Raw genomic sequence first — 24,709 nt, 5'->3', positions numbered from 1 at the left:
ATTCTATACACAAAGTAAATCGTTTTGACGTGATCTTCAGTGCTTCCAAATTAATATCAGCCAACAACCTGAGGGCGATCAGGATTTTGAAGAAATGAAAAAGCCCCGCTCTCCTTTCGGAAAGCGGGGCTTCTGGTTATGAAAAATCAACTTCTATTAATTGATGTGGAAGACTTCTTCCTTCTCAATTTGTTTGCGGAAAACAATTTCTCCGTCAAATACATCCAGTACAACTGGTTCGTCTTTGTCGACCTTGTTGGCGAGTAAGTATTTCGAGAACTCGTTGAGTACCTCTTTTTGGATCACTCGCTTCACCGGTCTGGCACCAAATTGAGGATCGAATCCTTTTTCGGCCAGATAGCTGATGGCATCTTCGCTCACCACCATGCGGATGTTATTTTTGGTCATCCGTTCTCCAAGTCGCTGCAGTTGAAGTTTTACAATTCCTGCAATCTGCTCGCGAGTGAGTGGAGTAAACATGATGATCTCATCTACTCGGTTGAGGAACTCAGGACGCATTTGTTTTCTCATCAATTCAAACACTTCACCTCTGGTGCTTTCAAAGGTTTGCTCTTCCATTCCAGGCTCCATGTTGTCGTAGTTTTCCTGAATGATTCCTGAACCGATGTTTGACGTCATGATCACGATTGTGTTTTTGAAGTTCACCACGCGACCTTTGTTGTCTGTGAGTCGGCCGTCATCCAGCACTTGCAACAAGATATTGAACACATCCGGGTGCGCTTTTTCGATCTCATCGAGCAGTATCACCGAATATGGTTTTCTGCGAACGGCTTCGGTGAGTTGTCCACCTTCATCGTAACCAACATATCCCGGAGGTGCTCCGACCAGGCGGCTCACTGCGTGACGCTCCTGGTACTCACTCATGTCGATTCGGGTCATCGCGTTCTCATCGTTGAACAAATACTCGCTCAGTGCTTTGGCAAGCTCTGTTTTACCCACACCGGTAGTACCGAGGAAAATGAACGATCCAATCGGTTTTTTCTCATCTGCCAATCCGGAGCGACTTCTTCGAACAGCGTCACTCACTGCCTGGATAGCTTCTGTCTGACCAACCACTCGTTTGCCGAGTTCGTCTTCCAGTCGCAACAATTTTTCCTTGTCGCTCTCCAGCATTTTCTTCACTGGTATACCAGTCCAGTTGGCAACCACTTCAGCTACCTCTTCGGCATCCACCTCTTCTTTGATCATTTTGCTGTTGGCCTGAAGCTCAACGAGCTGTTTCTTACCTTCTTCAATCTTGCGTTCTTCCTCTTTCAAGCGACCATAGCGGATCTCAGCTACTTTACCAAAATCGCCATTTCGCTCGGCTTGCTCAGCTTCGTGCTTGAGGTTTTCCATCTCCTTTTTGGCGTTTTGTATGGTGTCAATCACATCACGCTCCGATTTCCACTTCGAGTAGAGGTCATCTTTCTGCTCGTTCAGGTTGGCGAGTTCGAGATTGAGGTCAGCCTGCTTTTGAGCGTCATTTTCGCGCTTGATCGCTTCCTTCTCAATTTCGAGTTGCATGATTCTTCTTTCGATTTCATCTAGCTGCTCGGGTTTTGAGTTGATCTCCATACGGAGTTTGGAAGCGGCCTCATCAATCAGGTCGATAGCCTTATCTGGCAAATGCCTGTCGGTGATGTAGCGTGTAGACAGTTCTACTGCAGAGATAATCGCATCATCCTTGATCTGCACCTTGTGGTGGTTTTCGTACTTCTCCTTGATCCCTCGCAAGATGGAGATTGCCGACTCGCGATCGGGCTCGTCCACCATCACTTTCTGGAATCGTCTTTCCAGAGCCTTGTCCTTCTCAAAGTACTTTTGATACTCGTTCAAGGTAGTGGCTCCGATTGCGCGGAGTTCACCGCGTGCGAGCGCAGGCTTCAGAATGTTAGCTGCATCCATGGCACCTTCACCGGCACCGGCTCCAACAAGGGTGTGGATCTCATCGATAAACATGATGATTTGACCTTCTGACGACTGAACTTCTTTCACCACGCTTTTCAATCGCTCCTCGAATTCACCTTTGTACTTTGCTCCGGCAATCAAGGCGCCCATGTCGAGCGAGTAGATGGTTCTGTCGGCCAGGTTTTCGGGTACATCGCCATTGATAATCCTGTGGGCAATGCCCTCAGCAATGGCCGTTTTACCAACACCCGGCTCACCGATAATTATCGGGTTGTTCTTGGTTCTCCTGGTGAGAATCTGCAGCACTCGTCTAATTTCATCATCGCGACCAATAACCGGATCAAGTTTACCTTCTTTGGCAAGTTGATTCAGGTTTTTGGCGTACTTGTTCAGAGAGTTGTAAGTATCTTCCTGACTGGCAGAAGTCACTTTGGATCCTTTGCGCAGCTCTTCTATGGCGGACTTCAAATCCTTTTTGTTCACGCCATTGTCTTTCAATAGCTGGCCTGCGCTGTCTTTGCTTTCTAAAATTGAAAGGAAAAGATGCTCCAGCGAAACGTACTCGTCTCCAAACTCTTTGAGCATGTTCATGGCTCCTTGGAGAGTGGCATTAGCTTCTCGTGAGAGACTGAGTTGTCCGCCTTCTACTTTAGGATATCCTTCTACAATGCGATCGAGTGCCTGCGAAAACACGTTGACGTTTACATTCAATTTTTTCAAAAGAAACGGCATCACGTTTTCATCAACCTCGAGCATTGCTTTGAGCAGGTGAGCATTTTCGATGCTCTGCTGACCAAATCCCATAGCGATTTGCTGTGCTTTGGAAATGGCCTCCTGCGACTTTATTGTAAATTTTTCAAAATTCATTTCTCGGGTTTTTAGTTGAGTTTAATTCGATTCTGTTTTATCAATTCGCGATCCACCCACTGAAGTGCTCTAAAGTTCGGAAATTTTGACACTCAAAACTAGCTGAAGCTGCCTTTATTTCAGACTTTCAGCGATTTTACTGACCTTTTTTCCAGTTGATGAAATTCCCACCTTTGGGAACTTAAAAATTGTACCTTCGAAAACATGAAAGTCTTTCTGGTAGGATACATGGGAAGTGGGAAATCCACTGTTGGCAAGCCTCTGGCGAGAGAGCTCGGAGTAGACTTTTTCGACCTCGACAAATTCATTCGCAAGACGGAAGGAAAATCGGTTGAAGAAATCTTTGAAAAAGAAGGAGAAACAGTTTTCCGCGGCTTAGAGAGAAAGGCACTAAAAAGAATGATGGCCGAAAACGACAATTTCGTCCTGGCTACAGGAGGTGGCACTCCTTGCTTTTACGATAATATGAAGGTGATGAATGACACGGGCATCACAGTTTACCTAAAAATGGACGTGGCAAGCTTAGCTTACCGACTTAGGCATGCAAATGAAGTACGTCCACTGCTTGCTGATAAAAATCCCGAAGACCTTGAAGCTTTTGTGAAACAACACCTCGAAGAGAGGATTGAATTTTATGAAGATGCTCAAAAAATAGTTCCCGCTCTCGGCTTCGACCGAAAAAAGATCAGGACCCTGGCCGAAGAACTCAAAAATTACGTCAGGTAAACGGTGTGTTCTTTTTTGTCGAGGTCGACTTCGATGTGCTCTTTGATGTTTGTGGAAAGCGTAAGTCCAACATAATCAGCCCGAATAGGGAACTTTCTGTGGATGCGATCTACGAGTGTTGCTGTGGCCAGTTTTCTGATGTCCGTCTCGAGTAAAAATCGAGTGGCGTGAATCAGCGTTTTCCCGGAATTCAAAACGTCATCAACTAGAATGACAACCTTGTCTTTTAATACTTCAGAGTCAGCATCGAGGGTGATCTTACCTTTAATCGGCTTTTTCTTATCCATCTGAAGTTTGAGCAGACTCACTTCGAGCGGACTAATGTCACTTAGAATCTGAGCCAACTGCTCGGCAAAGATGTAACCCTGTTTGTAAATCCCGATGATCACAAGCTCCTTTTCTTTGTAGTTGTATTCGTAGATTTCGTGTGCAATCCGCTTGATCTTCTGATCGATCTGCTTGTGGTTCAGGATGAGGACTTTCTCTTCGGTCATTGCTTTAACTGAGTTTTTGGAAAGTCAAAAATATGCATTTTAACAGCGACAGCTGTAGGATGAACCAAATGTGTTTGAAGCTCCTGACTGTTCATTTGTGCCGGGCTGTGTGGTTCGCCAAAAACCTTACTTTTGGAATCATACCAGTGTAACACACATTATTCTAATGACCCTAATCAACCGACTTTTTTCTGCCAGTGCCAGTAAATCTCACCTTATCTGTCTGACGGCAATTTTCCTACTCTGCACTATTGGTTCTTTCGGGCAGACAGATACCCTTGAAAATTCTGGAAACACGTTTATCGGAGCGAATCTAAACCTGGGAATCTACTCGCCAATGGAGAGTGAAATCAGAGTAGAACCTCATCATGGCTTCCTGGTCAGGCCTGGGCTCTCGTTCCTGTTTCAAACGAAAGGAAATTCATTTTTTAAAATCGGGGTGGACTTTGCAAATTACCGATCAGGGCTAATCGACAGCACCAATTATTACGAAGAATACATTTCTGTTCCAGTTACTTTTCCTATCGTTCAAACTTCAGTCAATAAGGAGAACACCGACTTTGCTGTTTTGGTCGGACCAGAAATTTCGATACGCTCGAGAGCCGGGGTTGCCGATTCACTCGAGACGAATTACACAGTGCTTGACGAACCATTCGGTAGTCAGCTAAAATTCGGACTTGTGACGGAATTCTCGTTTTTAGTTTGGAGAGAGAAATCACTTCACACTTTCGGGATAAGAGCCTCAACCGATCTTTTCCAGTCGGCTTCTACAGTGACAGACTGGAGCGAAAGAAACTACTTCACAGCCGGATTCGTCTATTCTTTTTATTTCAAGCTCTGAGTCTAAAGAAGAGCTCACTTCCTTCTCGCGGTTTGAAGGGTTCTACTCTAGCAACCTTCTAAAAAGCTTCCTCTACAACCTGCATTGAAACACATAGGCACATAGGTTAGCGAAGGCACATAGAAAAGACTAGCAGTTTTATTAGGCTGATTTTCTTAACTTCAGACCACCTTAACCACTTATTTCATGTTAGCAAAGAAACTACTACGAAAGCAGACCTACGACATTCTGAATGTTGCGATAGAGGTTCACAAGCAACTCGGGCCAGGGCTTTTAGAAAGTGTTTATCACACATGTATGTTTAGGGAACTGCAATTGCGAGGTTTTCCTTTCAGAAGTCAGCTAGAGACTCCGATAAATTACAAGGGACTAGAACTTGAAGCAAGATTAAGATGTGACTTTTTGATCTTCGAAAATATCGTTGTAGAGCTAAAGGCCGTTGAGCAAATAGCTCCAGTTTATCAGGCTCAGATCCTAAGCTATATGCAGTTGCTCGAAGTTCCCAAAGGAATTCTAATCAACTTCCATGTGACAAACATTATGAAGGAAGGGCAGCAAACATTCGTGAATGAGATTTTCAGGAAGCTACCTGATTGAACATTGATGAAGTTTCAGAGTTCACAGTACATTTCTGAACGCTATACAACTCAGCCCAAACCACATAGATACATAGGCTTTCACAGACACATAGTTAAGGTTCTATGTGCCTTTGCGGAATTGGCAAATAAAACCCAACTGAACTCAATCTCCGAAAAGGTCAAACGAATTTAGATTTTCTACTGTGCCTATGTGGTTCACTTTTCATTCTAGCAAGCGACAAACCAAGCGTTACTACAAAAGCCTTTTCCCACTGTCTTAAAGCAATTTCTTCATTTGAATAAATAGCTCACTTCCTTCTCGCGGTTTGATTGAATTGTAGCAGCGTTCGAGTTTGCAGATTTCGAATTTTTCAGAAAATAGCTTTTCGTACTCTTCTTTGCTTCCGCCAAAAGGCGGCCCCTGTTCGGTGAGTGGAAAATCGAAAAGTACTCCGGCAAGCTCGCCACCTTTTATCAGTAATTCCTTCATTTTCTCAACATAATCCGTCCTAGCTGATGGTGGCAGAGCACAAAAGAAAGTCTGCTCCAAAATAAGGTCGTAAGTATCAGTGAGATCGAAGAAATTCTCAGCCAACATTTGTTTCTCGGGAAAGTCTGGTACCCGTTTTCGGAAATCATCAAACGCCTCCGGGGCCATATCGAGTAGAAAGACGTTTTTGAAACCTTTCTTCCACAGCTCCTCACCTTCATAGCTTCGGCCGCTTCCCGGGATTAGAATTTTTAAATCTTTGTTTTCCAGCGTTTGGCAAAATTCAATAAGCGGTGGAGATGCATAGCCGATATCCCATCCTGTCGACTGACTCTGATATTTCTCGCTCCAAAAATCTTTTGAAAATGATTTGTCTTCCATTCCTTTTTTAAATGAGGACTTTTTTACGATTATTCAATTGATACTTTCTTCTTTATTGAAAGAAAAGCCCGTTATCAAACTCTAAGCACCAAATTCCAAATGGCAAAGGACCGCTGTTCGAGCCAATTACCTCAATTTACTTAATTACCCTAATCCCTATTTCTCAAAAACTCCAATCGCCTCAATGTGCGCAGTGTGAGGGAATTGATCAACCAAAGAGAATTTTTTGAATTCGTATCCGGCCTTAATCAATTCCTCAGCATCTCTTGCCTGAGTGGCGGGATTACAACTCACATAGACAATTCTGTCGGCATCAATTTCAATCACTTTCTGAAGCGATTTCGGAGCAATTCCAGCACGTGGAGGGTCAATCACAATCGTACTGATCTTGCCGTTATACTCTGGAAATTCCTTTAAAAACTTACCTACATCGGCAGCGTGAAACTCAAGATTCTCAACTCCATTTCTTGCAGCATTGGCTTTGGCATCCTCAATTGCACTTTCTACAATGTCCACTCCAATCACCTTTCTGCCTGTGGATTTGGCCAAAAGCTGACCGATGGTTCCGGTTCCGCAGAAAAGATCCATTAAGAATTTGTCAGAGTCCGATTCTTCATCCGCATACTCGATGACTTTTGAATAGAGCTTTTCAGCGCATTTAGGGTTGGTCTGAAAAAAGCTGGTCATACTGATTTCAAACTCCAGTCCGTTTATCTTTTCAATAATCTTGGACTCGCCAAAAAGCAATTCTGTGTTCCCTTCGTTTGGCTCCACTCTATCGCCAACGTGCGTGTTGATGGTATGGATAATTCCAGCCAGTCGCTCACCGAAAAGATCCTTCATCTTTTCTACAAAAGCTTGTTTGTCGAATTGCTCAAGGTCGGTGGCGGAGGTAACCAAATTAACAAGAAGCTGATTGGTGTAGTAGCTTTTGCGGACCACGAGGTAGCGAAAAAAACCTTCTTTCTTTGGCGGATGCCAGGCTGGAAGACCTGTCGCTCTTAGAAACTCACGAATTTCGCTAAGCTTGTTTTCAAACTCCTCATCAAAAAGACCTGAGTCAGCATCGAGGTTTTCGACTTTCCACCAGGTGCCGCGGTGCTTAAACCCGAGACCAAAGTCATCGTGTTCTTTTCCCGTTTCGAGGTCGTGACGAATTTCGGAAAAGCTGTACTCCATCTTGTTCCGGTAGTGCCAAACTTCAGGAGATTCGATATACTCTTCAAAAAGATCATCCACATTTTCGATGTGGCCGATTCTTCGGTAGAGCTCTAGTGTTGTTCTCTTTTTGAAATCTTCCTGCAGCTCAAGAGGCAGTGTGGCGTAGGGTGCTCCCGGAATGGTTTGGAATCCGGTCGCCACCTCCTGAGGCGATTGCTCCAACACCTCAAGTGTTTTGCACTCGATGTGTCTTCTCTTACTCTTCACCACCTTTGCTCGCACACGCTGGCCTGGAAGTGAGTTTTGCACGAATGCAGCCATCTCGCCATCGTCAGTCGGAATTTTGCCAATTCCTTTCCCTCCAAAAGCGATGTCTTTAATACTGATTTCCAGCTGCTGGCCTTTTTTAAAAAGTCTTTTTCTCTTGCCCAATGTCTACAGTTTTTTGAGACGGCAAATGTAGCAATTCTAATAGGGCAAGCTGGGAGATAAAACCAGAGGACTTCGCTTATTTCTCGAATACAATTCCTTCAGTGTCCGCACCGAGATCATCCAGTTGTTTACTGATTTCCTCCACCATTTTCTCTGGTCCGCACACATAAAACTTCTTGCTGAAATCGGAGATCTTCTCGCTGAGGTAATTCTTGTCGATCTTCTTGTTGTCGTAGCCCTTGGCAGGCTTATCGGTGAGTGTGTTGATGAAACGGTCTCCGAGCATTGTTCGGAATTCACCTTCGAGAATGATATCCTTCTCTGTCTTATTCGAAAAGATCAGGTGATTGCCATCGAGCTTGTCTTCTTTCTCCAGCATTCTGAAAATGGCGATAAATGGAGTCACTCCTGCCCCACCTGCAATAAAGTATCCGGGACCCTTGTACTCGATTGCCCCCCAAACGTCTCTGATGATTAGTTCATCTCCAAGTTCGAGTTTACCGATTTGCTCGGTCACGCCATCGTGATCCTTGTAGACTTTGATTGTAAATTCGAGGCATGGATCGCTTTGCTGCGAGGTGAAAGTGAACGGACGAGCTTCGTCCTCCCAACCTTCCTTTTTGATACTCACTTCCGTAGCCTGTCCTGGGGTGAAGTCGTATCCTTTTGGTTTTTCAACAACTACTCGCCTTACGTCATGAGTTACCCATTCTAATGCTAATACTTTTACTGTGTGTTTTTCTTCTGCCATAGTTTTTCAGTTCTTTTTTTATGGTAACCACTCACAAGAGTCAATGTTGACAAATGTACTGGTAGCAACCACGAGGAATTGGCGGCAAAGCGGGTTTCAGGAGAACAACTTTTAATTTAGATTCAAGGATCATTGTCCCCACCTTTCTCTCGGTATATTTGCAGCACAACAATCAACGCGAGATGAATTACCTGTCAGTCGAAAATATTAGCAAGTCTTTTGGAATCAGAACTCTTTTTGAGGATGTGAGTTTTGGCATCGACAAGGGCCAAAAGGTGGCGCTGGTTGCCAAAAATGGAACAGGAAAATCGTCTTTGCTAAAAATTCTATCCCGCGAAGACGCGCCCGATTCGGGAAATGTGGTTTATCGGAACGACATCCGCGTGAGCTTTCTTTCTCAGGAACACGGGCTCGATGAAAATCTGACGATCCTCGAAAACATTTTTTCGGCAAACAACGAAATGATGGAGGCGATTCGCCAGTACGAGCAGGCACTTACAGACGCGCACGATCAGGAAAAACTCCAAAAAGCCACCGACAAAATGGATCGGCTGAATGCCTGGGAGTACGAAACCAAGGCCAAACAGATCCTCGGGAAGCTCGACCTCAACGAACTCTCACTTGAAGTGAACACGCTCTCTGGTGGTCAAAAAAGAAGGATCGCTCTGGCTAAAGTTTTGATTGAAGAACCGGACCTGCTCTTGCTTGACGAGCCTACTAACCACCTCGATCTCGACATGATTGAGTGGCTGGAAGAATACCTCGAACGTAGCACGCTTTCTCTCTTGATGGTTACCCACGACCGCTATTTTCTGGAGCGTGTTTGCAACGAAATCCTCGAACTCGACAGCGGGGTGATGTACCGCTACAAGGGTAACTTCAGCTACTTTTTGGAGAAGAAGGCGGAGCGCCACGAAAACGAAGCGGTGACGGCTGAAAAAGCCAACAACCTCTTGAAAAAAGAACTCGACTGGATGAGGCGACAACCAAAAGCCAGAGGGACAAAATCAAAATCCAGAGTTGAAGCTTACCACGAGCTGAAGGATGAAACCAATCGAGTGAAGGATGATGACAAGATGACGCTGGAAATCAACATGGAGCGTTTGGGGAGCAAAATCGTGGAGCTTCACAAGGTCCGAAAATCGTATGGCAATAAGCTACTCATCGATGGACTCACCTATTACTTCAAGCGGAAAGAACGAGTGGGGGTTGTCGGGAAAAACGGAACAGGAAAAAGTACATTCCTCAACCTTATCACTGAAAAAGTCGAACCGGATGGAGGAAAGGTAGTCGTTGGCGAAACGGTTCAATTTGGCTACTACACGCAGTCTGGGATGTCTTTCAAACCCGGACAAAAAGTCATTGAAGCCGTTCGCGAAATTGCCGATGTTATCCCTCTGAAAAAAGGACAGAAGATCACTGCCGAGCAACTCCTCGAAAGATTTCTTTTCCCGAGAAAACAGCAGCAGGATTTTATCGAAAAGCTCAGCGGTGGTGAGAAAAAGCGTCTTCACCTGCTAACAGTTTTGATCAAAAACCCAAACTTTCTCATTCTCGATGAGCCGACCAACGACCTGGACATTTTCACCCTACAGGCACTGGAGGATTACCTTCAGCAATTTCCCGGCTGCCTGATAGTGGTCACACACGATCGCTATTTCATGGACAAGCTCGTAGATCACATCCTCGTTTTCCGAGGGAATGGAAAAATCAAAGACATCATCGGCAACTACTCGGCTTTTCGCGATTATGAGCAAAAAGAAAACAAAGCTGACCGAGCCGAAGAGCTGAAGAAAAAAGAGGAAGCCAAACCAAAACCTTCCTCAACTGAAAAAGACAAGGGCCCAAAGACGAAGCTCTCGTTCAAGGAAAAGTACGAGTTTGAGCAGTTGAGCGAGCAAATAGAAAAACTCGAAAACCGAAAAGCCGAACTCGAAACCGAAATGAACTCAGGCATCGAAGACCACGAGAAACTGATGGAAGTTTCAGACGAACTGGGCGAAGTAGTTAAAGAGCTGGCCGAGAAAGAGGATCGTTGGTTGGAGCTTTCGGAATTTGCTTAAGCTGAATCCAGAAGCTCTCTGACTTCGTTACGCTCGATTTTAAAATGCTCATTTACCTGCGTAAACTGCGCTTTTTCAATTCTTCACAAGCCTTGTCAGAAACCATTCTGATTCAGCTCAGAATTTAAACAAGTAAGTCCACATCAATTTCTATCAACTTAGAAGTCATTCAAAACAAACTCACTGGTAGGATGAATTATCAAAAGAACATAAAGCCAGCAACCAAAGAGGTCAAAAAGTTATTGAGGAAGGCTGAACTGATTCTCACGAAGGAGTTTAAAGGATATTTGGCTTGTGAAAACCACTCTTAAGCTGAACTAGAAAGTTCGAGATCAAGGTGCCATGCTGAGCTTGTCGAAGTACTTTCATGCTGCGGCAATCCGCAGTTATGAAAAGCATAATGATGAGTCGAAACAATTTGTACAACACAGCTATCGGGCTTTCTAGAAAGCGAATCTACTGCTCGTCAAAGTTCACCGTTATCTCCTCGGTAATCGGGTGCGACTGGCAGGTAAGAATAAAACCTCTCTCCACTTCTTCCGGCTCGAGGGCGTAGTTGACATCCATATCCACTTCACCTTTTTCGAGTTTTGCGCGGCAAGTGCAGCACACTCCACCTTTGCAGGAAAACGGTAAATCAGCTCCGTTTTCATGGGCGATGTCCAAAATGCTTTCTCCGTCAAACGGCACATCAAAGTTGTAGGTCACACCGTTCAAAATAATTTCGGCCTTACTTACCTTTCCTTTGTATTCTGGCTTCGTTTCTTTCCTGCGCTTGCGCTCACCCAAATTGGCCAGCGGTGATGTAAACAACTCGAAGTGGATCTTCTTTTTGTCGAGTCCCTTATCTTCGAGAGAAGCTGCCACAGTTTTAATCATCGGCTCCGGACCACAGAGAAAAACCTCGTCAACAGTGTCCAGGTCGAGAACGGTAGAACAGATGTGATTGCATTTTTCTTCGTCAATTCTTCCGTGATAAAGCTTCACCTGGCTCGGCTCGCGACTCAGCACGTGGAAGATTCTCAATCTGCCCAGATTTTCATCTTTCAGGTCTTCGAGCTGCTCGCGAAAAATGATTGATTTCGTGTTGCGGTTGTTGTAAACCAACGTGAATTCGCTATTTGGTTCTTTCGCCAATGTCGTCTTGATGATCGACATAATCGGGGTTATCCCACTTCCTGCGGCAAAAGCAACGTAGTGCTTCTCATTTTTTGGATCGAGCTCAGTGTAGAATTTACCGCTTGGAGTCATCACCTGAAGCTCGTCTCCCGGTTGCAGCTTTTCATTGGCAAAAGTCGAGAACTTTCCTCCTTCAACTTTTTTGATCGCTACTCTCAACTCTCCATCGTCCACTCCGCTGCAAATGGAATAAGACCTTCTTACATCTTCGCCATCTATATCTGTTCGAAGAGTCAGGTTTTGCCCTTGCACAAAGCGATACTCGTCTTGAAGTTCATGAGGAACTTCGAAAGCTACTGAGACTGTATCGTTTGTTTCTGGGCGTACTTCGCTTACTCGCAGGGAATGAAATTTGGGCATAGGTCTGTTTTTTCCGGGAGCAAAAATATGAAATCTGAACCCGGTTCGGCATGACGAAAATCAATGTCTCTTTGATCGTCAACGAACTTGCGACTTTAAAGCCTGTTTAATAAATTGATATGGATCATGAAAATTGCCGCAATGGGCAGTTTTCCGTAAACTTGTAGCATCGTTTTTCCGCGACATTTAAATGTTGCTGAAGACCAGAAATAAAAGAAGCATGGAAAATCAAGAGCAATTAGAAAAATTCAACCAATACGTAGCTGACGAGAAAAAAATTGAGGCGAAAGACTGGATGCCTGACGCTTATCGAAAAACACTCGTACGCCAGATCAGCCAGCACGCTCACTCAGAAGTGGTTGGGATGTTGCCCGAAGGTAACTGGATTACTCGCGCCCCGAGCTTGAAGCGAAAAGCTATTTTATTAGCGAAAGTTCAGGATGAAGCCGGTCACGGACTCTACCTCTACAGCGCTTGTGAAACGCTTGGTGTAGACCGCGACACGCTGATCGATCAGCTACACAAAGGTGAAGCAAAATATTCCAGCATTTTTAATTACCCAACGCTCACCTGGTCCGATATCGGAGCCATCGGTTGGTTGGTTGATGGTGCTGCAATCGTAAACCAGGTTCCGATTTGCAAGTGCTCTTATGGACCTTATGCTCGTGCCATGGTGCGTATTTGCAAAGAAGAAAGTTTCCACCAACGCCAAGGATTCCAAATCATGCTTGAGATGGCGAAAGGCACTCCAGAGCAAAAGAAAATGGCTCAGGAATCACTCAACCGCTGGTGGTGGCCCTCGCTGATGATGTTCGGTCCGAGCGACAAAGATTCTAAGCACTCGGCTCAGTCGATGGCGTGGAAAATCAAGCGTCACAGCAACGATGAACTTCGTCAGCGCTTTGTGGACATGACTGTTCCTCAAGCAGAGTTGATTGGATTGGAAATTCCAGACCCAGACCTGAAATGGAACGAAGAAACCGGTCACTACGACTTTGGCGAGATTAACTGGGATGAATTTTTCAATGTGATTAAAGGAAATGGCCCTTGCAACAAAGAGCGACTCGAAACAAGAGTAAAAGCATATGAAAATGGAGCTTGGGTGCGTGATGCTGCAGTGGCGCATGCGGAGAAGAGGAAGAAGCGAGAAGAGGAGCATCAAGCAGCATAGTTTCTGTTCATAAAGCCCACTAGCTGCGTTATGCTTGTTTTTGAAACAGTCACTTACGGTTGTAAGCTCCTTGATTTCAAAAACTGCGCAAGCCTTGCTAGAGAACTTTCTGATTCAGAAACAAGAAACTTTATATACGAACGAGATTTTTCAGGATCGGCCTTGAGCTCTTACAGAAGCGAAAATTGAATTAGGAATTTGATTACAACGAACCTATTTAGATAATGGAAAAGAATAAGAAAAACTGGCCGCTGTGGGAGATCTTTATCCGCAGCAAACAAGGTCTCGCTCATCAGCACGTAGGTAGTTTGCACGCTGCAGACGCTCAGATGGCAATTGAAAATGCCCGCGATGTATACACACGCAGAAATGAAGGGGTGAGCATTTGGGTGCTTCCTTCAGACCAGATTACAGCATCGTCACCAAAAGACAAAGAAGCTTTTTACGAACCGGCCAACGACAAGGTGTATCGTCATCCTACTTTTTACGAATTGCCGGACGAAGTAAAACACATGTAAATCAATCGATTTGAATAAAGAAGATCTTTTTAAATACGTTCTCAGACTTGGCGACAACAGTCTGATTCTCGGTCAACGTCTTTCCGAGTGGTGCGGCCACGGACCCGTGCTTGAGGAAGATATCGCCCTTACCAACATCGCACTCGACCTCATCGGCCAATCAAGGAGTTTTCTGGATTATGCAGGAAAAATTGAAGGCGAAGGAAGAACCGAAGATGACATGGCTTTTAAGCGCGATGTTTTTGAATTTTACAACGTGCTTTTGGTAGAAAGACCAAACGGACACTTTGGAGACACCATCGCACGACAGTTTTTCATGGACAACTTCAATTACTTCCTCTACCAACAACTGGTAAAGTCGGAAGACCAGCAAATCAGAGCGATTGCCATGAAGTCGCTGAAAGAGGTGACTTACCACGCACGCCACAGCTCTGAGTGGGTTATCCGTCTGGGAGACGGAACCGAAGAAAGCAAGGAAAAAATTCAGCAGTCGATTAATAATCTGTGGATGTTTACCGGAGAGCTTTTTGAAGAGGATAAAATCGACAAGGCTGCGAAAGAAGCTGGAATTGGAGGCGACCTCGCTCGAGTAAAGGAGCAGTGGTACGAAAAAGTTGGCGCTGTTTTGAAAGAAGCGACTCTCGAGCAGCCTGAAGATCAGTGGATGCAAAGCGGAGGAAAACAAGGAACACAACACACTGAGCACCTGGGTTATATTTTAGCCGAGATGCAGTATCTGCCAAGAGCCTACCCGGATGCGAAGTGGTAGTTTGGGGATTGGGGAATTGGTCAATTAAGGTAATTAGTGTGTAGAACAATACCTCAATTACCTACTTACAAGAAAAGGGAATATCAATGCCGACAAAGACAATCACAGAAGACGAAATTTGGGATTTGATGCGTCAGATCCACGATCCGGAAATTCCGGTAATTAACGTGGTCGAATTGGGCATTGTGCGCGAAGTTGAAATTATTGACGGCAACCCAAAAGTCACCATCACTCCCACCTACTCCGGGTGCCCGGCCATGGACGTCATTCAGGTTGAAGTTGAAAAAGCGCTCCACGATGAAGGTTTTGATGAAGCCGAGGTAGTCACCGTTCTTCACCCACCCTGGACTACCGACTGGATGACAGATGAGGCAAGAGAAAAACTGCGAAACTTCGGAATTGCACCTCCTGAAAAAGGCACTGCTGACAAAGGCGTCCTTTTCGAAAAAGAAAGAAAAGTTCAGTGTCCAAACTGTGGCAGCATGAACACTGAACTCATAAGTCCTTTCGGCTCTACAGCCTGTAAAGCCCAACATCGCTGCAAAGATTGCAACGACCCTTTCGATTATTTTAAGTGTTTGTGATCCTCTTCCAAACTCTTCTTTAGGAAAGAGCTAATAATCACTCTTATTCATCCAAATGAATAACCGGATGCAATTGATAATCTCCGTTTCCAAGCTGGTGGACTGACTCATTCGCATCGAAGTCGAATGAGACAACTAATGTATCCATTTCAGAGAGAGATTGATTGACATTGATTTTCAGACCTGACTGTTGTGCACTTGGAGTTTGCATGGGATAAAGCACACTGTCTACCATTACAGAGTTTTCAGGGCCGAGGATCAAACGAATTTGACTTAAGTAAGCAAAGTTTATCAGGCTGTCTCCAACCAGCGTGTCAACCTCGTTTTGGTAATCGAGCAAATTGTAAATTCCGGCAAACTCTCCAAGTTCAATAAACTGATCTTCGCCACTACCTTTCAATTCTATCGCTTGCAAGTCGATGTTCACTTGTTGGTAATCTATGGGCTGGTCGTGCATGTAAATTTTTACTCGCGTTGGAGAATCTGTCGAGTTAAGATCTTCATTGTCTTTTGAGCAACCTGCTGCAATGAGAATGACAGCAGCAAGTGCGATTATGATATTGGACTTCATGGCTACAAGTTTTTGATTTTCTCTCTTCACTAGCCAAAAATTGAGCCGGGAAAAAACATCAACCTCCAGACAAGGCTACTCTTCAACCTCCCACTCCTTAGACTTCCGATAGACAGATCCTTTGAAATGCGCTACTTCTACATCGTGTTGGTTGAAGATGGTGATGTGATAGATGCCAATCTTGTGGCTGAGGCTAACTTCCTCGACTTCAGTGCGGAGTTCGTCTCCTTCGCTAACAGGAAGCACGTGAGAAATTGAAGTCTCAACAGACACCGCCTGCCGGCCGTGACTGTTGGAGGCAAAAGCCAGAGCGCTGTCGGCAAGTGAGTAGGCAATTCCTCCGTGGGCGATGCTGAATCCGTTGAGCATCTCATTTCGGACCTTCATCTTCAACACCGAGATTCCGGGACCGTCTACAACTCTCTCAATTCCGAGCCATTTACTGAATGGATCGTTGTTGTACATTTTATCGACAATTCGTGTAGCTTTCTCCTCAGGTGTCATATCTCACTCTTTAAATTGAAGTTCGTAAAGCTTGCGATAGTGTCCATCCTTTTCAAGTAGCTCCTGGTGGCTGCCCTTTTCCATGATCCTACCTTTATCAAGAACAATAATCTGATCGGCTTTTTGAATGGTGCTCAGTCTGTGGGCAATCACAATTGAAGTTCGCCCTTCGGTGAGCTTGTCGATCGCCTGCTGTATAAGCTGCTCCGACTCGGTGTCTACAGAAGAGGTGGCCTCATCCAAAACCAAAATATTTGGGTTGTAGACGTAAGCTCTGATAAATGCCAGTAACTGGCGCTGCCCCACAGAAAGCATTCCTCCACGTTCCTTTACATCGTAGTCATAAGTGCCGGGAAGCTTGGAAATGAACTCGTGTGCACCGACAATTTTTGCTGCCTCAATCACTTCTTCTCTGGAAATCGACTTGTCGCCAATAGTGACGTTGTGGAGAATCGTATCGGAAAACAGAAAAACATCCTGAAGAACGACAGCAATGTTTTGTCGGATTGAGTCAAGGCTGTATTCCCGAATTTCTTTGCCGTCAATAAAGATCTCTCCTTTTTGATACTCGTAAAAACGACTTAGCAGATTGATCACCGAAGATTTTCCAGCTCCCGTGGCTCCAACGAATGCCACTGTTTGACCTTCTTTTACTTCAAAACTAATGTCCTTTAAAACCAGCTCGTCATCGTTGTAGCCGAAGCTCACATTTTTAAATTCAATGTTCCCGTCAAAATCGGCTTTCTGAATTTTTCCATCATCAGGAATCGACTCTTCAGTATCGAACACCCGGAAAACTCGTTCGGAGTTGACTATTCCCATTTGCAATACGTTGAATCGATCTGCCAACTGGCGAATCGGACGATAAAGCATAAAGATGTAGAGGATAAACTGAAGCACCACACCGAGCGTGATGGACTCATCGGCAACTTCCTGAATTCCCCACCAAAGAAGCAATGCTACCGATGCTGCCGATAGCAATTCCACAACGGGAAAAAAGATGGAGAAAGCCCAGATCGAACGAATGTTGGCTTTCTTGTGCTCTCGGTTGATGTCTACGAACTTGTCCTTCTCCCTGGCCTCTCTATTGAAAATCTGAACCACGCTCATTCCGGTTACGTGCTCCTGCACAAATACATTCATTTTCGAAACCTGGTTTCTAACCTGAATGAATGCCTTCTTAATCGCCACCTGAAAAATTTTGGTTCCGATGACCAAAACCGGAATTGGCAACAGTACGATCAGTGTAAGCTTCCAGTCGGTAAAAAACATGACGCCAACCACAACCACGAGTTTGAGAATATCTCCGGCAATGGTCAGTATTCCATTCGAAAAAACTTCTGCAATTCCATCGATGTCGGAAATAAGTCGTGTGACAAACTGCCCTACGGGATGGCGGTCGAAATATTTTAATCTGAAACGAAGCACATGTCGGTAGAGCTTAGAGCGAAGATCGAGCGTAACTGACTGAGCAACCCAGTTAGCAAGATAAGTCTGATAAAACTGTACAATGGCTTCAATAATAAGCACACCAACTACGAGCAGGAACATTCGCATAACGTAATCGGCATCTCCTTTGGCAATTCCCTCATCTACAGCCATCCTTATCAGATAAGGACGCAAAGGTGTGAGCACTGCCAAGAGCAAAACCAAAAATCCCGTAAAGACAAACCGCTTTCGGTAGGGTTTCACATAGCTCAGCACTCTTTTGAGAATGCTCAAATCAAATATCTTTCCCGAGGCTGAACTCATTCTTGTTTATTCTTTAAAAAAGCAGATGGCGAAATTACAAAAAGGGATAGACGACATCGGTCAAAAACAACCCTCTCGCGGGGGCCGAGCTTCCGGCTCTTCTCCGGTCCTTGCTCTCGATTATTTTCTGAAAATCTTCAACAGTGAGATTCCCCATTCCGACTTCGAAAAGTGTTCCGACCACTGCCCTTACCATGTTGCGTAAAAAGCGATTGGCCCGAATCGTGAAAACAATGCCTTGCTCCTCCTCTATCCATTTCCAAACAGCGACTTTAACATCACAGATTGTCGATTTGTTTTGACTTCCGGCTTTGCAAAAAGCTGAAAAGTCACTTTCCTTGATTAAGAGCTCTGCAGCCTCGTTCATCTTTTCTAAATCGAGGTCTCTAAAAGACAGATATGAAGTTTTAGTGAAGAAAGGATTTTTCTGAAAGTGAACGAAATACTGGTACTCTCTTTCTACTGCATCAAATCTCGTATGGTCGTTTTCTCCTACCTCAATAATTTCATGAATGGCAATGTCTGGCGGTAAAAAGCGATTGAGCTTGAAGACTATTTTCCCTAATTCATTGAGCTTTTCAGCTACATCAAAGTGCGCATAGAATTTAGAGGCATGCACACCTGTGTCGGTTCTACCACACCCCATCATTTTTATCTCCTCCCGAAGAATCACACTCAGGCACTTTTCGAGAGTTTGCTGCACAGAAACAGCATTTTCCTGTCGTTGCCAACCGCTGTAGTTGGTGCCGTCATAGGCTAGTTTGACGAAGTAGCGTTGCATTTTCATTTTATTTGCCGCGAAGTTAACGGGCTATCTCTAATCGGAGAAATTTTTCTGATTACTTGTTTCACTTAAGTGAAACTTTCACTATCTTTGAAGGTGCCTTTCTAAAAGAAATACAGGAGAATAAGCTATTACAAAAACTATTTTGAGAAATTCTTTGCAAAGCAAAGACAGAAGGTAAAAGACAAAATCATCTGGACCTTAAAAGTTGTTGAAGATCTTGAAAATGTGCCGGAGACTTACCTCAAGCATATTAAAAATTCAGACGGTCTATATGAAATTAGGATAAAACAAGGTAGTGACATCTTCAGGATTTTCTGCTTTTTTGACGAAGGCCAACTAGTGATTTTGATTAATGGCTTTCAAAAGAAAACGCAGAAGACTCCAAAAAAGGAAATTGAACAAGCACAAAAATTAAAGCGGGAATATGAAATCGAAAAAAGACAATAAAAATCTGACCTCTTTGGAACAACTGACTGAGAAGTATTACGGAAAAGTAGGCACCCCAAAGAGAGATAAACTTGAGGCGGATTATGAAGATTTCAAATTAGGAGTTCTGATTAAAGAAGCCAGGATATCTCAAGGAATGACGCAAGAAGAACTAGCTCAAAAAATAGGCAGCACTAAATCTTATATCTCAAAGATTGAGAACAACATCAAAGAAGTGAGATTTTCCACCTTGAAAAAAATAGTCGAATTAGGATTAGGTGCTGAACTTCAACTTTCCATAAAATGGTAAAAAAAAAGCCCCCTTCAACAGAAGAGGGCTTAAGTGTTTAAATCTCTATGTGTGGTTGATCAGCATTTCGAATGGCTGAGCTAGAAAGAAATTACACTATTCTAAGACCAACTGGCAATCTTCTCCGCCTGGTATTCACCGGCTTCCAGTTTCTCTTTGATTTTCGAGAAAGTCTTAATTGTGTATTCCACATCTTCCAGGGTGTGAACCGCAGTTGGAATCAGTCGAAGCATGATGACATCCTTCGGCACAACCGGGTAAACTACTATTGAACAGAAAATTCCGTGATTCTCGCGCAGGTCCAACGTAATGTTAGTGGCTTCACCGAGAGAACCGCTGAGGAAAACCGGAGTTACAGCAGAGTTTGTAGCTCCAATGTTGAATCCAGCTTCTTTCAATCCTGTTTGCAGTGCCGTTGCAATTTTCCAAAGGTTGTCCTTGAATTCCGGCATAGTCTGCATCATTTCCAGACGCTTCAGTGCTCCGATTACAAGTGGCATCGGAAGAGATTTGGCAAATGTTTGAGAACGCATGTTGTAGCGCAGGTACTCGATCACATGCTCCTTGGCAGCAACGAATGCTCCGATAGAGGCCATCGCTTTGGCGAAGGTTCCGAAGTACACATCAATTTCGTCTTGCACACCCTGGAAATCTCCGGCACCGCGGCCGTTTTCTCCAATGGTTCCAAATCCGTGGGCATCGTCTACAAAGAGACGGAAGCCGTATTTCTTCTTATAAGAGACAATTTCTTTGAGTTTACCCTGGTCTCCTGCCATTCCAAAAACGCCTTCGGTAACAACAAGAATTCCACCGTTTGTTCTTTCACAAAGGGCTTGGGCACGTTTCAACTGCTTCTCGAAGCTCTCCATGTCGTTGTGCTGAAAAACAAAACGTTTCCCCTGGTGCAAACGCACCCCATCAACCATGCAGGCATGAGATTCAGAATCGTAAACGATTACATCATTTCTGTCTACCAAAGCCTCAATGGCCGACTGGCATCCCTGGTAACCGTAGTTGAGAAGGAAAGCATCGTCTTTCTGCATGAATTCAGCAAGCTTGCTTTCCAGCTCTTCGTGATACTTTGTTTGTCCAGACATCATTCGCGCACCCATTGGATAAGCGAGTCCCCATTCTTTGGAAGCTTCAGCATCGACATTTCTCACCTCTGGGTGGTTAGCCAGCCCGAGGTAGTTATTGATACTCCAAACCAAAACCTCTTTGCCACGAAACTGCATTTTGTTGGAGATAGGACCTTCCAACTTTGGGAAAGTGAAATATCCATGCGATTCTTTAGCGTGACGTCCGAGTGGTCCGCGATTGTCTTTTATTCTATCAAAAATATCCAAAACATCTATGTTTTATGTTCCTGCCGCTGAGCGAAAAGGAACGATTATTCGTATCGAAAAAGCGATTGGCAAAAGTACAGCTATTCTTAATAATGCCAAATGCTCAAATCCAAGACAAAGGTAAAGGCATAATTGATGAAACTTACCTCTATTTCGGGAACTAATCAACAAGTGCCGGAGGATAGAACAAATCATTGTGATTTCTTGGCAGTCCGCATATACTTGTTCAAATTCGCAGACGTTGCTTAGACCTGAAATTGTAAAAAGTTTGTCGTAAGCAGGTTAAGGATTTTTCACATAGCAGCTAAATCAAAATGCTATCTTTGCGCGATGTTTTTTGACCGAATGAGATATTTACCTATTCTATTTTCCGTACTCTTTTTGTGGTCTTGTAGCGAATACAACAAGGTTTTGAAAAGTGACGATGCGGAGTACAAGTACAAAAAAGCTGTAGAGTTTTACGAAGAAGGCGAATGCTACAAAGCATTGCCAATTCTCGAAGAGTTGATTGCCCTGGTTCGCGGAACGCAGCGAGCAGAAGACGTGTACTACTACTATGCACAGTCACATTTTTGCACGCATCAGTACTACCTTTCTAACTACTACTTCAAAAATTTTGTGAAGACCTACCCGCGTAGCGAGCACGCTAAAGAGGCGCTTTTTCTGGCAGCCATGAGCAGCTATGAAAATTCGCCCAAATACTCACTCGATCAGCGAGACACTCGCGCAGCCATTGACGAGTTCCAGTTGTACCTCGATCGCTATCCACAGTCAGAACTGAAAGACAGCGCCAATACAATGGTCGCTCAATTGCGAAGCAAGCTGGAGAAGAAAGCCTACGAAATTGCCAAGCTCTACGTGAAGACCGAGCAGTACAAAAGCGCAGTGATTTCGTTGGAGAATACAATTCGGGAATTTCCCGACTCACGCTACCGCGAGGAGATGCAGTTTTTACTTCTAAAGTCGCACTACCTCTACGCTTATTATAGCATTGATAAAAAGAAAGTAGAACGTTATCGGGAAACTATTAATAGCTTTACTAAATTTGCAGACGATTACGGCCCGGAGAGTGAATACTTCAAAGATGCCGAAAAATATTTTGAGAATAGCCGGGAGGCCATCGAACGCCTCACGGGAATTAAAGCTGAGCAATGACGTATAAAAACACAAAAGCATCTCGTACGACAATCACCAGAGACACACAAGATCTGGACAGTCGCGTTGACGATAACATTTTCGAGACAATCGTGGTGCTCACAAAGCGTGCAAACCAGATTTCACAAGAAATGAAAGAAGAGCTCCACTCAAAGCTCGAAGAGTTTGCCACTCACCAGGATAACCTCGAAGAGATTTTTGAAAACCGCGAGCAGATCGAAATCTCAAAGTTCTACGAGCGTTTGCCAAAGCCTCACTCGATTGCCATCCAGGAACTCCTGGAGGACAATGTTTACTTCCGCAACCCGGTTGAAGACGAGGAAGAGCAAAAGTTGGTAGAAGAAATGAAGCAGAAAAAAGAACTCAGAGAGTCGGCCAACGAAATAGCAAAAGACTCTGAATCGAAAGATTAATCTTTTGACATATTTAGAAAACTGAAAAAAGATGGTCAATTTTAGCCATCTTTTTTTGTTTGCATCCTATTCCAATGTTCGACAAGAAGAAAATAATCGTAGCTGTTACCGGAAGCATTGCCGCTTACAAATCGGCATTACTAGTTCGGCTTTTAGTAAAAGGCGGAGCTGAAGTGAAAGTGGTGATGACAAAAACTTCCCACGATTTCATCACTCCACTCACCCTTAGCACCTTGTCTAAAAACCCGGTATTTTCTGATTTTACCGAAAATGAAAAAACCGGAGAGTGGACCAACCACGTTGACCTTGGACTTTGGGCGGATGCATTGGTAGTTGCTCCGGCTTCGGCCAACACTCTTGCAAAAATGGCCAATGGCGTTTGCGACAATTTTCTTTTGGCCACTTACCTCTCTGCTAAGTGCCCGGTATTTGTAGCCCCAGCTATGGATCTCGATATGTATCGCCACAAGAGCACTTCTCGAAACTTAGAAACACTGATAAAATCAGGCGACACCGTTATCGACTCTGAAGATGGTGAGCTCGCCAGTGGCCTTTCCGGAAAAGGCAGAATGGCCGAACCCGAGCAGATCGTCTCAGTTTTAGACAGTTTCTTCAACGAGTTGCCGCTAAAGGGAAAAACCTACATGGTATCGGCTGGCCCAACTTACGAACGCATTGATCCTGTGAGGTTCATCGGAAACCACAGCTCGGGAAAAATGGGGTTTGCAATTGCCGAAGAGCTCGCTGCCAAAGGTGCTGAAGTGAAACTCGTGCATGGCCCCACTAACCTTTCAGCTTCGCATTCACGCATCCACTCCACTGCGGTTACATCGGCCGAAGAAATGTTTAACGCTTGTCATGAGGCCTTTAAAAATGCGGACGGAGCCGTGATGGCCGCAGCTGTATCCGACTACAGACCCGCAAACCAAGCTGACAAAAAAATTAAAAAGAGCGAGGCCTCCATGAGCATTGAAATGGAGCCTACAAAAGATATTCTGGCTTCTCTGGGGGAAATCAAGAGCGAAAAACAGTTTTTGGTTGGCTTTGCTTTGGAGACGAACGATGAGGAAGAAAATGCCAGAAAAAAACTGCACAAGAAAAACCTCGATTTCATCGTTCTCAACTCGCTTCGCGATAAAGGTGCCGGCTTTGGCCACGACACTAACAAGGTGAGCATCATTTCGAGCGATGATAAAATTGTTAGATTTGAGTTGCTGTCAAAAGCTGAAGTGGCAACAGAAATCGTTAATCAAATTATAGAGAGATCAACCCGATGAAAAAGCTCCTTTTTCTTTTCACATTCTTTGCTTTCGTTTTGGGCACCCAGGCCCAGGAACTCAATTGTGATATTTCAGTAATCACACCTCAAATTCAGGGAACTCAAAAACGAGTTTACGAATCGCTGGAGCGAGCTATGGAAGAGTTTATGAACGGCCGCAAATGGACTGACGATGACTTTGCCACTGAAGAAAGGATTGAAGTGAGCATGCAGCTGACTGTGAATGAGCAGATTTCTCTTTCCGAATTTAAAGGACAACTGCAAATCCAGAGCAGCCGACCCGTTTACGGATCTGACTACAAAACCCCTCTCTTCTTTGTAAACGATCAGGACATCCACATCAACTATCAGGAAAACACGGCCATTCGCTGGAGTCGTGGGCAGTTTACCGACAACCTCTCCTCGATTATGGCTTACTACGCCTACATGATTCTGGGAATGGATTACGATTCTTTTTCGGAAGAAGGCGGAACCAATCACTACGAAGAAGCTCAGGCCATTGTGTCGAATGCGCAAAATGGCGGTAGAATTGGGTGGCGAGCAAGTGACGGAACAAAGAACCGGTACTGGCTCGTTGAAAATATTTTGAGCAGAACCTTTGAGCCACTTCGCGAATGCGTTTACCAGTATCACCGTCACGGGCTTGATAAAATGTACGCCAAAACGGACGAGGCGCGTGCTACCATCCTCGAGTCGATTCAGGGACTGCGTCAGGTTCACCAAATCAAACCAATTTCTTACAACGTTCAGATGTATTTTTATGTGAAGTCTGATGAATTGGTGAAGATTTTTAAACCTGCACCACAGGAAGAAAGGCAAAACGCTTACCGAACGCTCAAGCTGATCAACCCCGGAAACATCAGCAAGTACGAAGATCTGGCCGGATAAAA

The 24,709-nt window shown here is 44.5% G+C and carries 25 protein-coding genes; 14 read left to right on the top strand and 11 right to left on the bottom strand.

Features of this window, described 5'->3' with window-relative positions; all coding sequences use genetic code 11:
• Positions 1-156 precede the first annotated feature (156 nt).
• Entirely contained in the window at positions 157-2,778 is a 2,622-nt protein-coding gene (clpB, locus tag ABHV44_RS09195; RefSeq protein ID WP_459074386.1) for an ATP-dependent chaperone ClpB, read from the bottom strand.
• A gap of 204 nt (positions 2,779-2,982) precedes the next feature.
• Between clpB and ABHV44_RS09190 the strand changes: the two genes are divergently transcribed.
• On the top strand, positions 2,983-3,504 hold the full coding sequence (locus tag ABHV44_RS09190; protein ID WP_459074385.1) for a shikimate kinase: 522 nt from the start codon (positions 2,983-2,985) through the stop codon (positions 3,502-3,504).
• Here ABHV44_RS09190 and ABHV44_RS09185 read toward each other — a convergent pair.
• Positions 3,492-3,998: a phosphoribosyltransferase family protein gene (locus ABHV44_RS09185; protein WP_459074384.1), complete on the bottom strand. Its 507-nt coding sequence runs from the start codon at positions 3,996-3,998 to the stop codon at positions 3,492-3,494. The two genes, ABHV44_RS09190 and ABHV44_RS09185, sit on opposite strands and share 13 nt — an antisense overlap.
• A 166-nt stretch (positions 3,999-4,164) precedes the next feature.
• Between ABHV44_RS09185 and ABHV44_RS09180 the strand changes: the two genes are divergently transcribed.
• Both ABHV44_RS09180 and ABHV44_RS09175 read left to right on the top strand, forming a co-directional pair.
• Positions 4,165-4,839 (top strand): hypothetical protein, encoded by a 675-nt coding sequence (locus ABHV44_RS09180; protein ID WP_459074383.1) that lies wholly within the window; start codon positions 4,165-4,167, stop codon positions 4,837-4,839.
• 186 nt (positions 4,840-5,025) lie between these two features.
• Positions 5,026-5,436, top strand: a complete 411-nt coding sequence (locus ABHV44_RS09175) for a GxxExxY protein (RefSeq protein WP_459074382.1) — start codon at positions 5,026-5,028, stop codon at positions 5,434-5,436.
• Between the two features lie 258 nt (positions 5,437-5,694).
• On the opposite strand, the gene ABHV44_RS09170 is transcribed toward ABHV44_RS09175, so the two are convergent.
• From ABHV44_RS09170 to ABHV44_RS09160, 3 genes are all read right to left on the bottom strand, one after another.
• Positions 5,695-6,288 carry a class I SAM-dependent methyltransferase gene (locus ABHV44_RS09170; RefSeq protein ID WP_459074381.1) on the bottom strand — a complete coding sequence of 198 codons (594 nt, stop codon included), beginning with the start codon at positions 6,286-6,288 and terminating at the stop codon, positions 5,695-5,697.
• A gap of 156 nt (positions 6,289-6,444) precedes the next feature.
• On the bottom strand, positions 6,445-7,881 hold the full coding sequence (rlmD, locus tag ABHV44_RS09165) for a 23S rRNA (uracil(1939)-C(5))-methyltransferase RlmD (RefSeq protein ID WP_459074380.1): 1,437 nt from the start codon (positions 7,879-7,881) through the stop codon (positions 6,445-6,447).
• A 76-nt stretch (positions 7,882-7,957) separates the two neighbouring features.
• Entirely contained in the window at positions 7,958-8,632 is a 675-nt protein-coding gene (locus ABHV44_RS09160) for an FAD-binding oxidoreductase (protein ID WP_459074379.1), read from the bottom strand.
• A 182-nt stretch (positions 8,633-8,814) separates the two neighbouring features.
• Between ABHV44_RS09160 and ABHV44_RS09155 the strand changes: the two genes are divergently transcribed.
• Entirely contained in the window at positions 8,815-10,695 is a 1,881-nt protein-coding gene (locus ABHV44_RS09155) for an ABC-F family ATP-binding cassette domain-containing protein (protein ID WP_459074378.1), read from the top strand.
• 456 nt (positions 10,696-11,151) lie between these two features.
• Here ABHV44_RS09155 and paaE read toward each other — a convergent pair whose 3' ends face one another.
• Positions 11,152-12,234 carry a 1,2-phenylacetyl-CoA epoxidase subunit PaaE gene (paaE, locus tag ABHV44_RS09150; protein WP_459074377.1) on the bottom strand — a complete coding sequence of 361 codons (1,083 nt, stop codon included), beginning with the start codon at positions 12,232-12,234 and terminating at the stop codon, positions 11,152-11,154.
• A gap of 220 nt (positions 12,235-12,454) precedes the next feature.
• On the opposite strand from paaE, the gene paaA reads away from it, so the two are divergent.
• The 4 genes from paaA (at position 12,455) to paaD (ending at position 15,276) form a co-directional block, all read left to right on the top strand.
• Complete coding sequence (paaA, locus tag ABHV44_RS09145) at positions 12,455-13,405, top strand: 1,2-phenylacetyl-CoA epoxidase subunit PaaA (RefSeq protein WP_459074376.1); 951 nt, start codon at positions 12,455-12,457, stop codon at positions 13,403-13,405.
• Between the two features lie 224 nt (positions 13,406-13,629).
• Entirely contained in the window at positions 13,630-13,923 is a 294-nt protein-coding gene (paaB, locus tag ABHV44_RS09140; RefSeq protein WP_459074375.1) for a 1,2-phenylacetyl-CoA epoxidase subunit PaaB, read from the top strand.
• Positions 13,924-13,933: 10 nt separating this feature from the next.
• A complete protein-coding gene (gene paaC, locus ABHV44_RS09135) occupies positions 13,934-14,692 on the top strand; it encodes a 1,2-phenylacetyl-CoA epoxidase subunit PaaC (protein ID WP_459074374.1) in 759 nt (252 codons plus the stop codon).
• 86 nt (positions 14,693-14,778) lie between these two features.
• Positions 14,779-15,276 (top strand): 1,2-phenylacetyl-CoA epoxidase subunit PaaD, encoded by a 498-nt coding sequence (gene paaD, locus ABHV44_RS09130; RefSeq protein ID WP_459074373.1) that lies wholly within the window; start codon positions 14,779-14,781, stop codon positions 15,274-15,276.
• A gap of 43 nt (positions 15,277-15,319) precedes the next feature.
• Here paaD and ABHV44_RS09125 read toward each other — a convergent pair whose 3' ends face one another.
• The 4 genes from ABHV44_RS09125 to truA form a co-directional block, all read right to left on the bottom strand.
• Entirely contained in the window at positions 15,320-15,847 is a 528-nt protein-coding gene (locus ABHV44_RS09125) for a DUF4382 domain-containing protein (RefSeq protein ID WP_459074372.1), read from the bottom strand.
• A 75-nt stretch (positions 15,848-15,922) separates the two neighbouring features.
• The gene (locus ABHV44_RS09120; RefSeq protein ID WP_459074371.1) at positions 15,923-16,351 is read right to left on the bottom strand and encodes a hotdog fold thioesterase; all 429 of its coding nucleotides are present in this window, start codon (positions 16,349-16,351) and stop codon (positions 15,923-15,925) included.
• 3 nt (positions 16,352-16,354) lie between these two features.
• A complete protein-coding gene (locus tag ABHV44_RS09115; protein ID WP_459074370.1) occupies positions 16,355-18,103 on the bottom strand; it encodes an ABC transporter ATP-binding protein in 1,749 nt (582 codons plus the stop codon).
• Between the two features lie 34 nt (positions 18,104-18,137).
• Positions 18,138-18,884 carry a tRNA pseudouridine(38-40) synthase TruA gene (truA, locus tag ABHV44_RS09110; RefSeq protein ID WP_459074369.1) on the bottom strand — a complete coding sequence of 249 codons (747 nt, stop codon included), beginning with the start codon at positions 18,882-18,884 and terminating at the stop codon, positions 18,138-18,140.
• A 126-nt stretch (positions 18,885-19,010) separates the two neighbouring features.
• Between truA and ABHV44_RS09105 the strand changes: the two genes are divergently transcribed.
• Positions 19,011-19,337, top strand: coding sequence for a type II toxin-antitoxin system RelE/ParE family toxin (locus ABHV44_RS09105; RefSeq protein WP_459074407.1), 327 nt, complete (start codon positions 19,011-19,013; stop codon positions 19,335-19,337).
• Complete coding sequence (locus ABHV44_RS09100; RefSeq protein WP_459074368.1) at positions 19,315-19,626, top strand: helix-turn-helix domain-containing protein; 312 nt, start codon at positions 19,315-19,317, stop codon at positions 19,624-19,626. The genes ABHV44_RS09105 and ABHV44_RS09100 overlap by 23 nt, the downstream gene beginning before the upstream one ends.
• A gap of 101 nt (positions 19,627-19,727) precedes the next feature.
• On the opposite strand, the gene ABHV44_RS09095 is transcribed toward ABHV44_RS09100, so the two are convergent.
• Positions 19,728-20,972: an aminotransferase class I/II-fold pyridoxal phosphate-dependent enzyme gene (locus ABHV44_RS09095; protein ID WP_459074367.1), complete on the bottom strand. Its 1,245-nt coding sequence runs from the start codon at positions 20,970-20,972 to the stop codon at positions 19,728-19,730.
• 330 nt (positions 20,973-21,302) lie between these two features.
• Between ABHV44_RS09095 and ABHV44_RS09090 the strand changes: the two genes are divergently transcribed.
• From ABHV44_RS09090 to porD, 4 genes are all read left to right on the top strand, one after another.
• The gene (locus ABHV44_RS09090) at positions 21,303-22,127 is read left to right on the top strand and encodes an outer membrane protein assembly factor BamD (protein WP_459074366.1); all 825 of its coding nucleotides are present in this window, start codon (positions 21,303-21,305) and stop codon (positions 22,125-22,127) included.
• Positions 22,124-22,540, top strand: a complete 417-nt coding sequence (locus ABHV44_RS09085) for a DNA-directed RNA polymerase subunit omega (RefSeq protein ID WP_459074365.1) — start codon at positions 22,124-22,126, stop codon at positions 22,538-22,540. Before ABHV44_RS09090 ends, ABHV44_RS09085 begins: the two co-directional genes overlap by 4 nt.
• Before the next feature lie 74 nt (positions 22,541-22,614).
• Positions 22,615-23,817 (top strand): bifunctional phosphopantothenoylcysteine decarboxylase/phosphopantothenate--cysteine ligase CoaBC, encoded by a 1,203-nt coding sequence (gene coaBC / locus ABHV44_RS09080; protein ID WP_459074364.1) that lies wholly within the window; start codon positions 22,615-22,617, stop codon positions 23,815-23,817.
• Positions 23,814-24,707 (top strand): type IX secretion system protein PorD, encoded by an 894-nt coding sequence (gene porD, locus ABHV44_RS09075; RefSeq protein ID WP_459074363.1) that lies wholly within the window; start codon positions 23,814-23,816, stop codon positions 24,705-24,707. Before coaBC ends, porD begins: the two co-directional genes overlap by 4 nt.
• Positions 24,708-24,709 lie beyond the last annotated feature (2 nt).

Source organism: Halocola ammonii, assembly GCF_049334165.1.
Taxonomy (GTDB): domain Bacteria; phylum Bacteroidota; class Bacteroidia; order Flavobacteriales_D; family Sanyastnellaceae; genus JBEGHD01.
The sequence above is the reverse complement of the archived record's forward strand: the minus strand, read 5'-3'. Positions and strand labels throughout refer to the sequence as shown.

Excerpts from the sequence above, each read along its gene's own strand:
- ABHV44_RS09120 (WP_459074371.1), bottom strand. The coding sequence starts at position 16,351 with ATGACACCTGAGGAGAAAGCTACACGAATTGTCGATAAAATGTACAAC.
- ABHV44_RS09155 (WP_459074378.1), top strand. The coding sequence starts at position 8,815 with ATGAATTACCTGTCAGTCGAAAATATTAGCAAGTCTTTTGGAATCAGA.
- ABHV44_RS09180 (WP_459074383.1), top strand. The coding sequence starts at position 4,165 with ATGACCCTAATCAACCGACTTTTTTCTGCCAGTGCCAGTAAATCTCAC.
- coaBC (WP_459074364.1), top strand. The coding sequence starts at position 22,615 with ATGTTCGACAAGAAGAAAATAATCGTAGCTGTTACCGGAAGCATTGCC.
- paaB (WP_459074375.1), top strand. The coding sequence starts at position 13,630 with ATGGAAAAGAATAAGAAAAACTGGCCGCTGTGGGAGATCTTTATCCGC.
- truA (WP_459074369.1), bottom strand. The coding sequence starts at position 18,884 with ATGCAACGCTACTTCGTCAAACTAGCCTATGACGGCACCAACTACAGC.
- ABHV44_RS09125 (WP_459074372.1), bottom strand. The coding sequence starts at position 15,847 with ATGAAGTCCAATATCATAATCGCACTTGCTGCTGTCATTCTCATTGCA.
- ABHV44_RS09175 (WP_459074382.1), top strand. The coding sequence starts at position 5,026 with ATGTTAGCAAAGAAACTACTACGAAAGCAGACCTACGACATTCTGAAT.
- ABHV44_RS09115 (WP_459074370.1), bottom strand. The coding sequence starts at position 18,103 with ATGAGTTCAGCCTCGGGAAAGATATTTGATTTGAGCATTCTCAAAAGA.
- ABHV44_RS09085 (WP_459074365.1), top strand. The coding sequence starts at position 22,124 with ATGACGTATAAAAACACAAAAGCATCTCGTACGACAATCACCAGAGAC.
- paaA (WP_459074376.1), top strand. The coding sequence starts at position 12,455 with ATGGAAAATCAAGAGCAATTAGAAAAATTCAACCAATACGTAGCTGAC.
- paaE (WP_459074377.1), bottom strand. The coding sequence starts at position 12,234 with ATGCCCAAATTTCATTCCCTGCGAGTAAGCGAAGTACGCCCAGAAACA.
- ABHV44_RS09090 (WP_459074366.1), top strand. The coding sequence starts at position 21,303 with ATGTTTTTTGACCGAATGAGATATTTACCTATTCTATTTTCCGTACTC.
- clpB (WP_459074386.1), bottom strand. The coding sequence starts at position 2,778 with ATGAATTTTGAAAAATTTACAATAAAGTCGCAGGAGGCCATTTCCAAA.
- ABHV44_RS09190 (WP_459074385.1), top strand. The coding sequence starts at position 2,983 with ATGAAAGTCTTTCTGGTAGGATACATGGGAAGTGGGAAATCCACTGTT.
- ABHV44_RS09185 (WP_459074384.1), bottom strand. The coding sequence starts at position 3,998 with ATGACCGAAGAGAAAGTCCTCATCCTGAACCACAAGCAGATCGATCAG.
- ABHV44_RS09160 (WP_459074379.1), bottom strand. The coding sequence starts at position 8,632 with ATGGCAGAAGAAAAACACACAGTAAAAGTATTAGCATTAGAATGGGTA.
- ABHV44_RS09100 (WP_459074368.1), top strand. The coding sequence starts at position 19,315 with ATGAAATCGAAAAAAGACAATAAAAATCTGACCTCTTTGGAACAACTG.
- paaD (WP_459074373.1), top strand. The coding sequence starts at position 14,779 with ATGCCGACAAAGACAATCACAGAAGACGAAATTTGGGATTTGATGCGT.
- ABHV44_RS09170 (WP_459074381.1), bottom strand. The coding sequence starts at position 6,288 with ATGGAAGACAAATCATTTTCAAAAGATTTTTGGAGCGAGAAATATCAG.
- porD (WP_459074363.1), top strand. The coding sequence starts at position 23,814 with ATGAAAAAGCTCCTTTTTCTTTTCACATTCTTTGCTTTCGTTTTGGGC.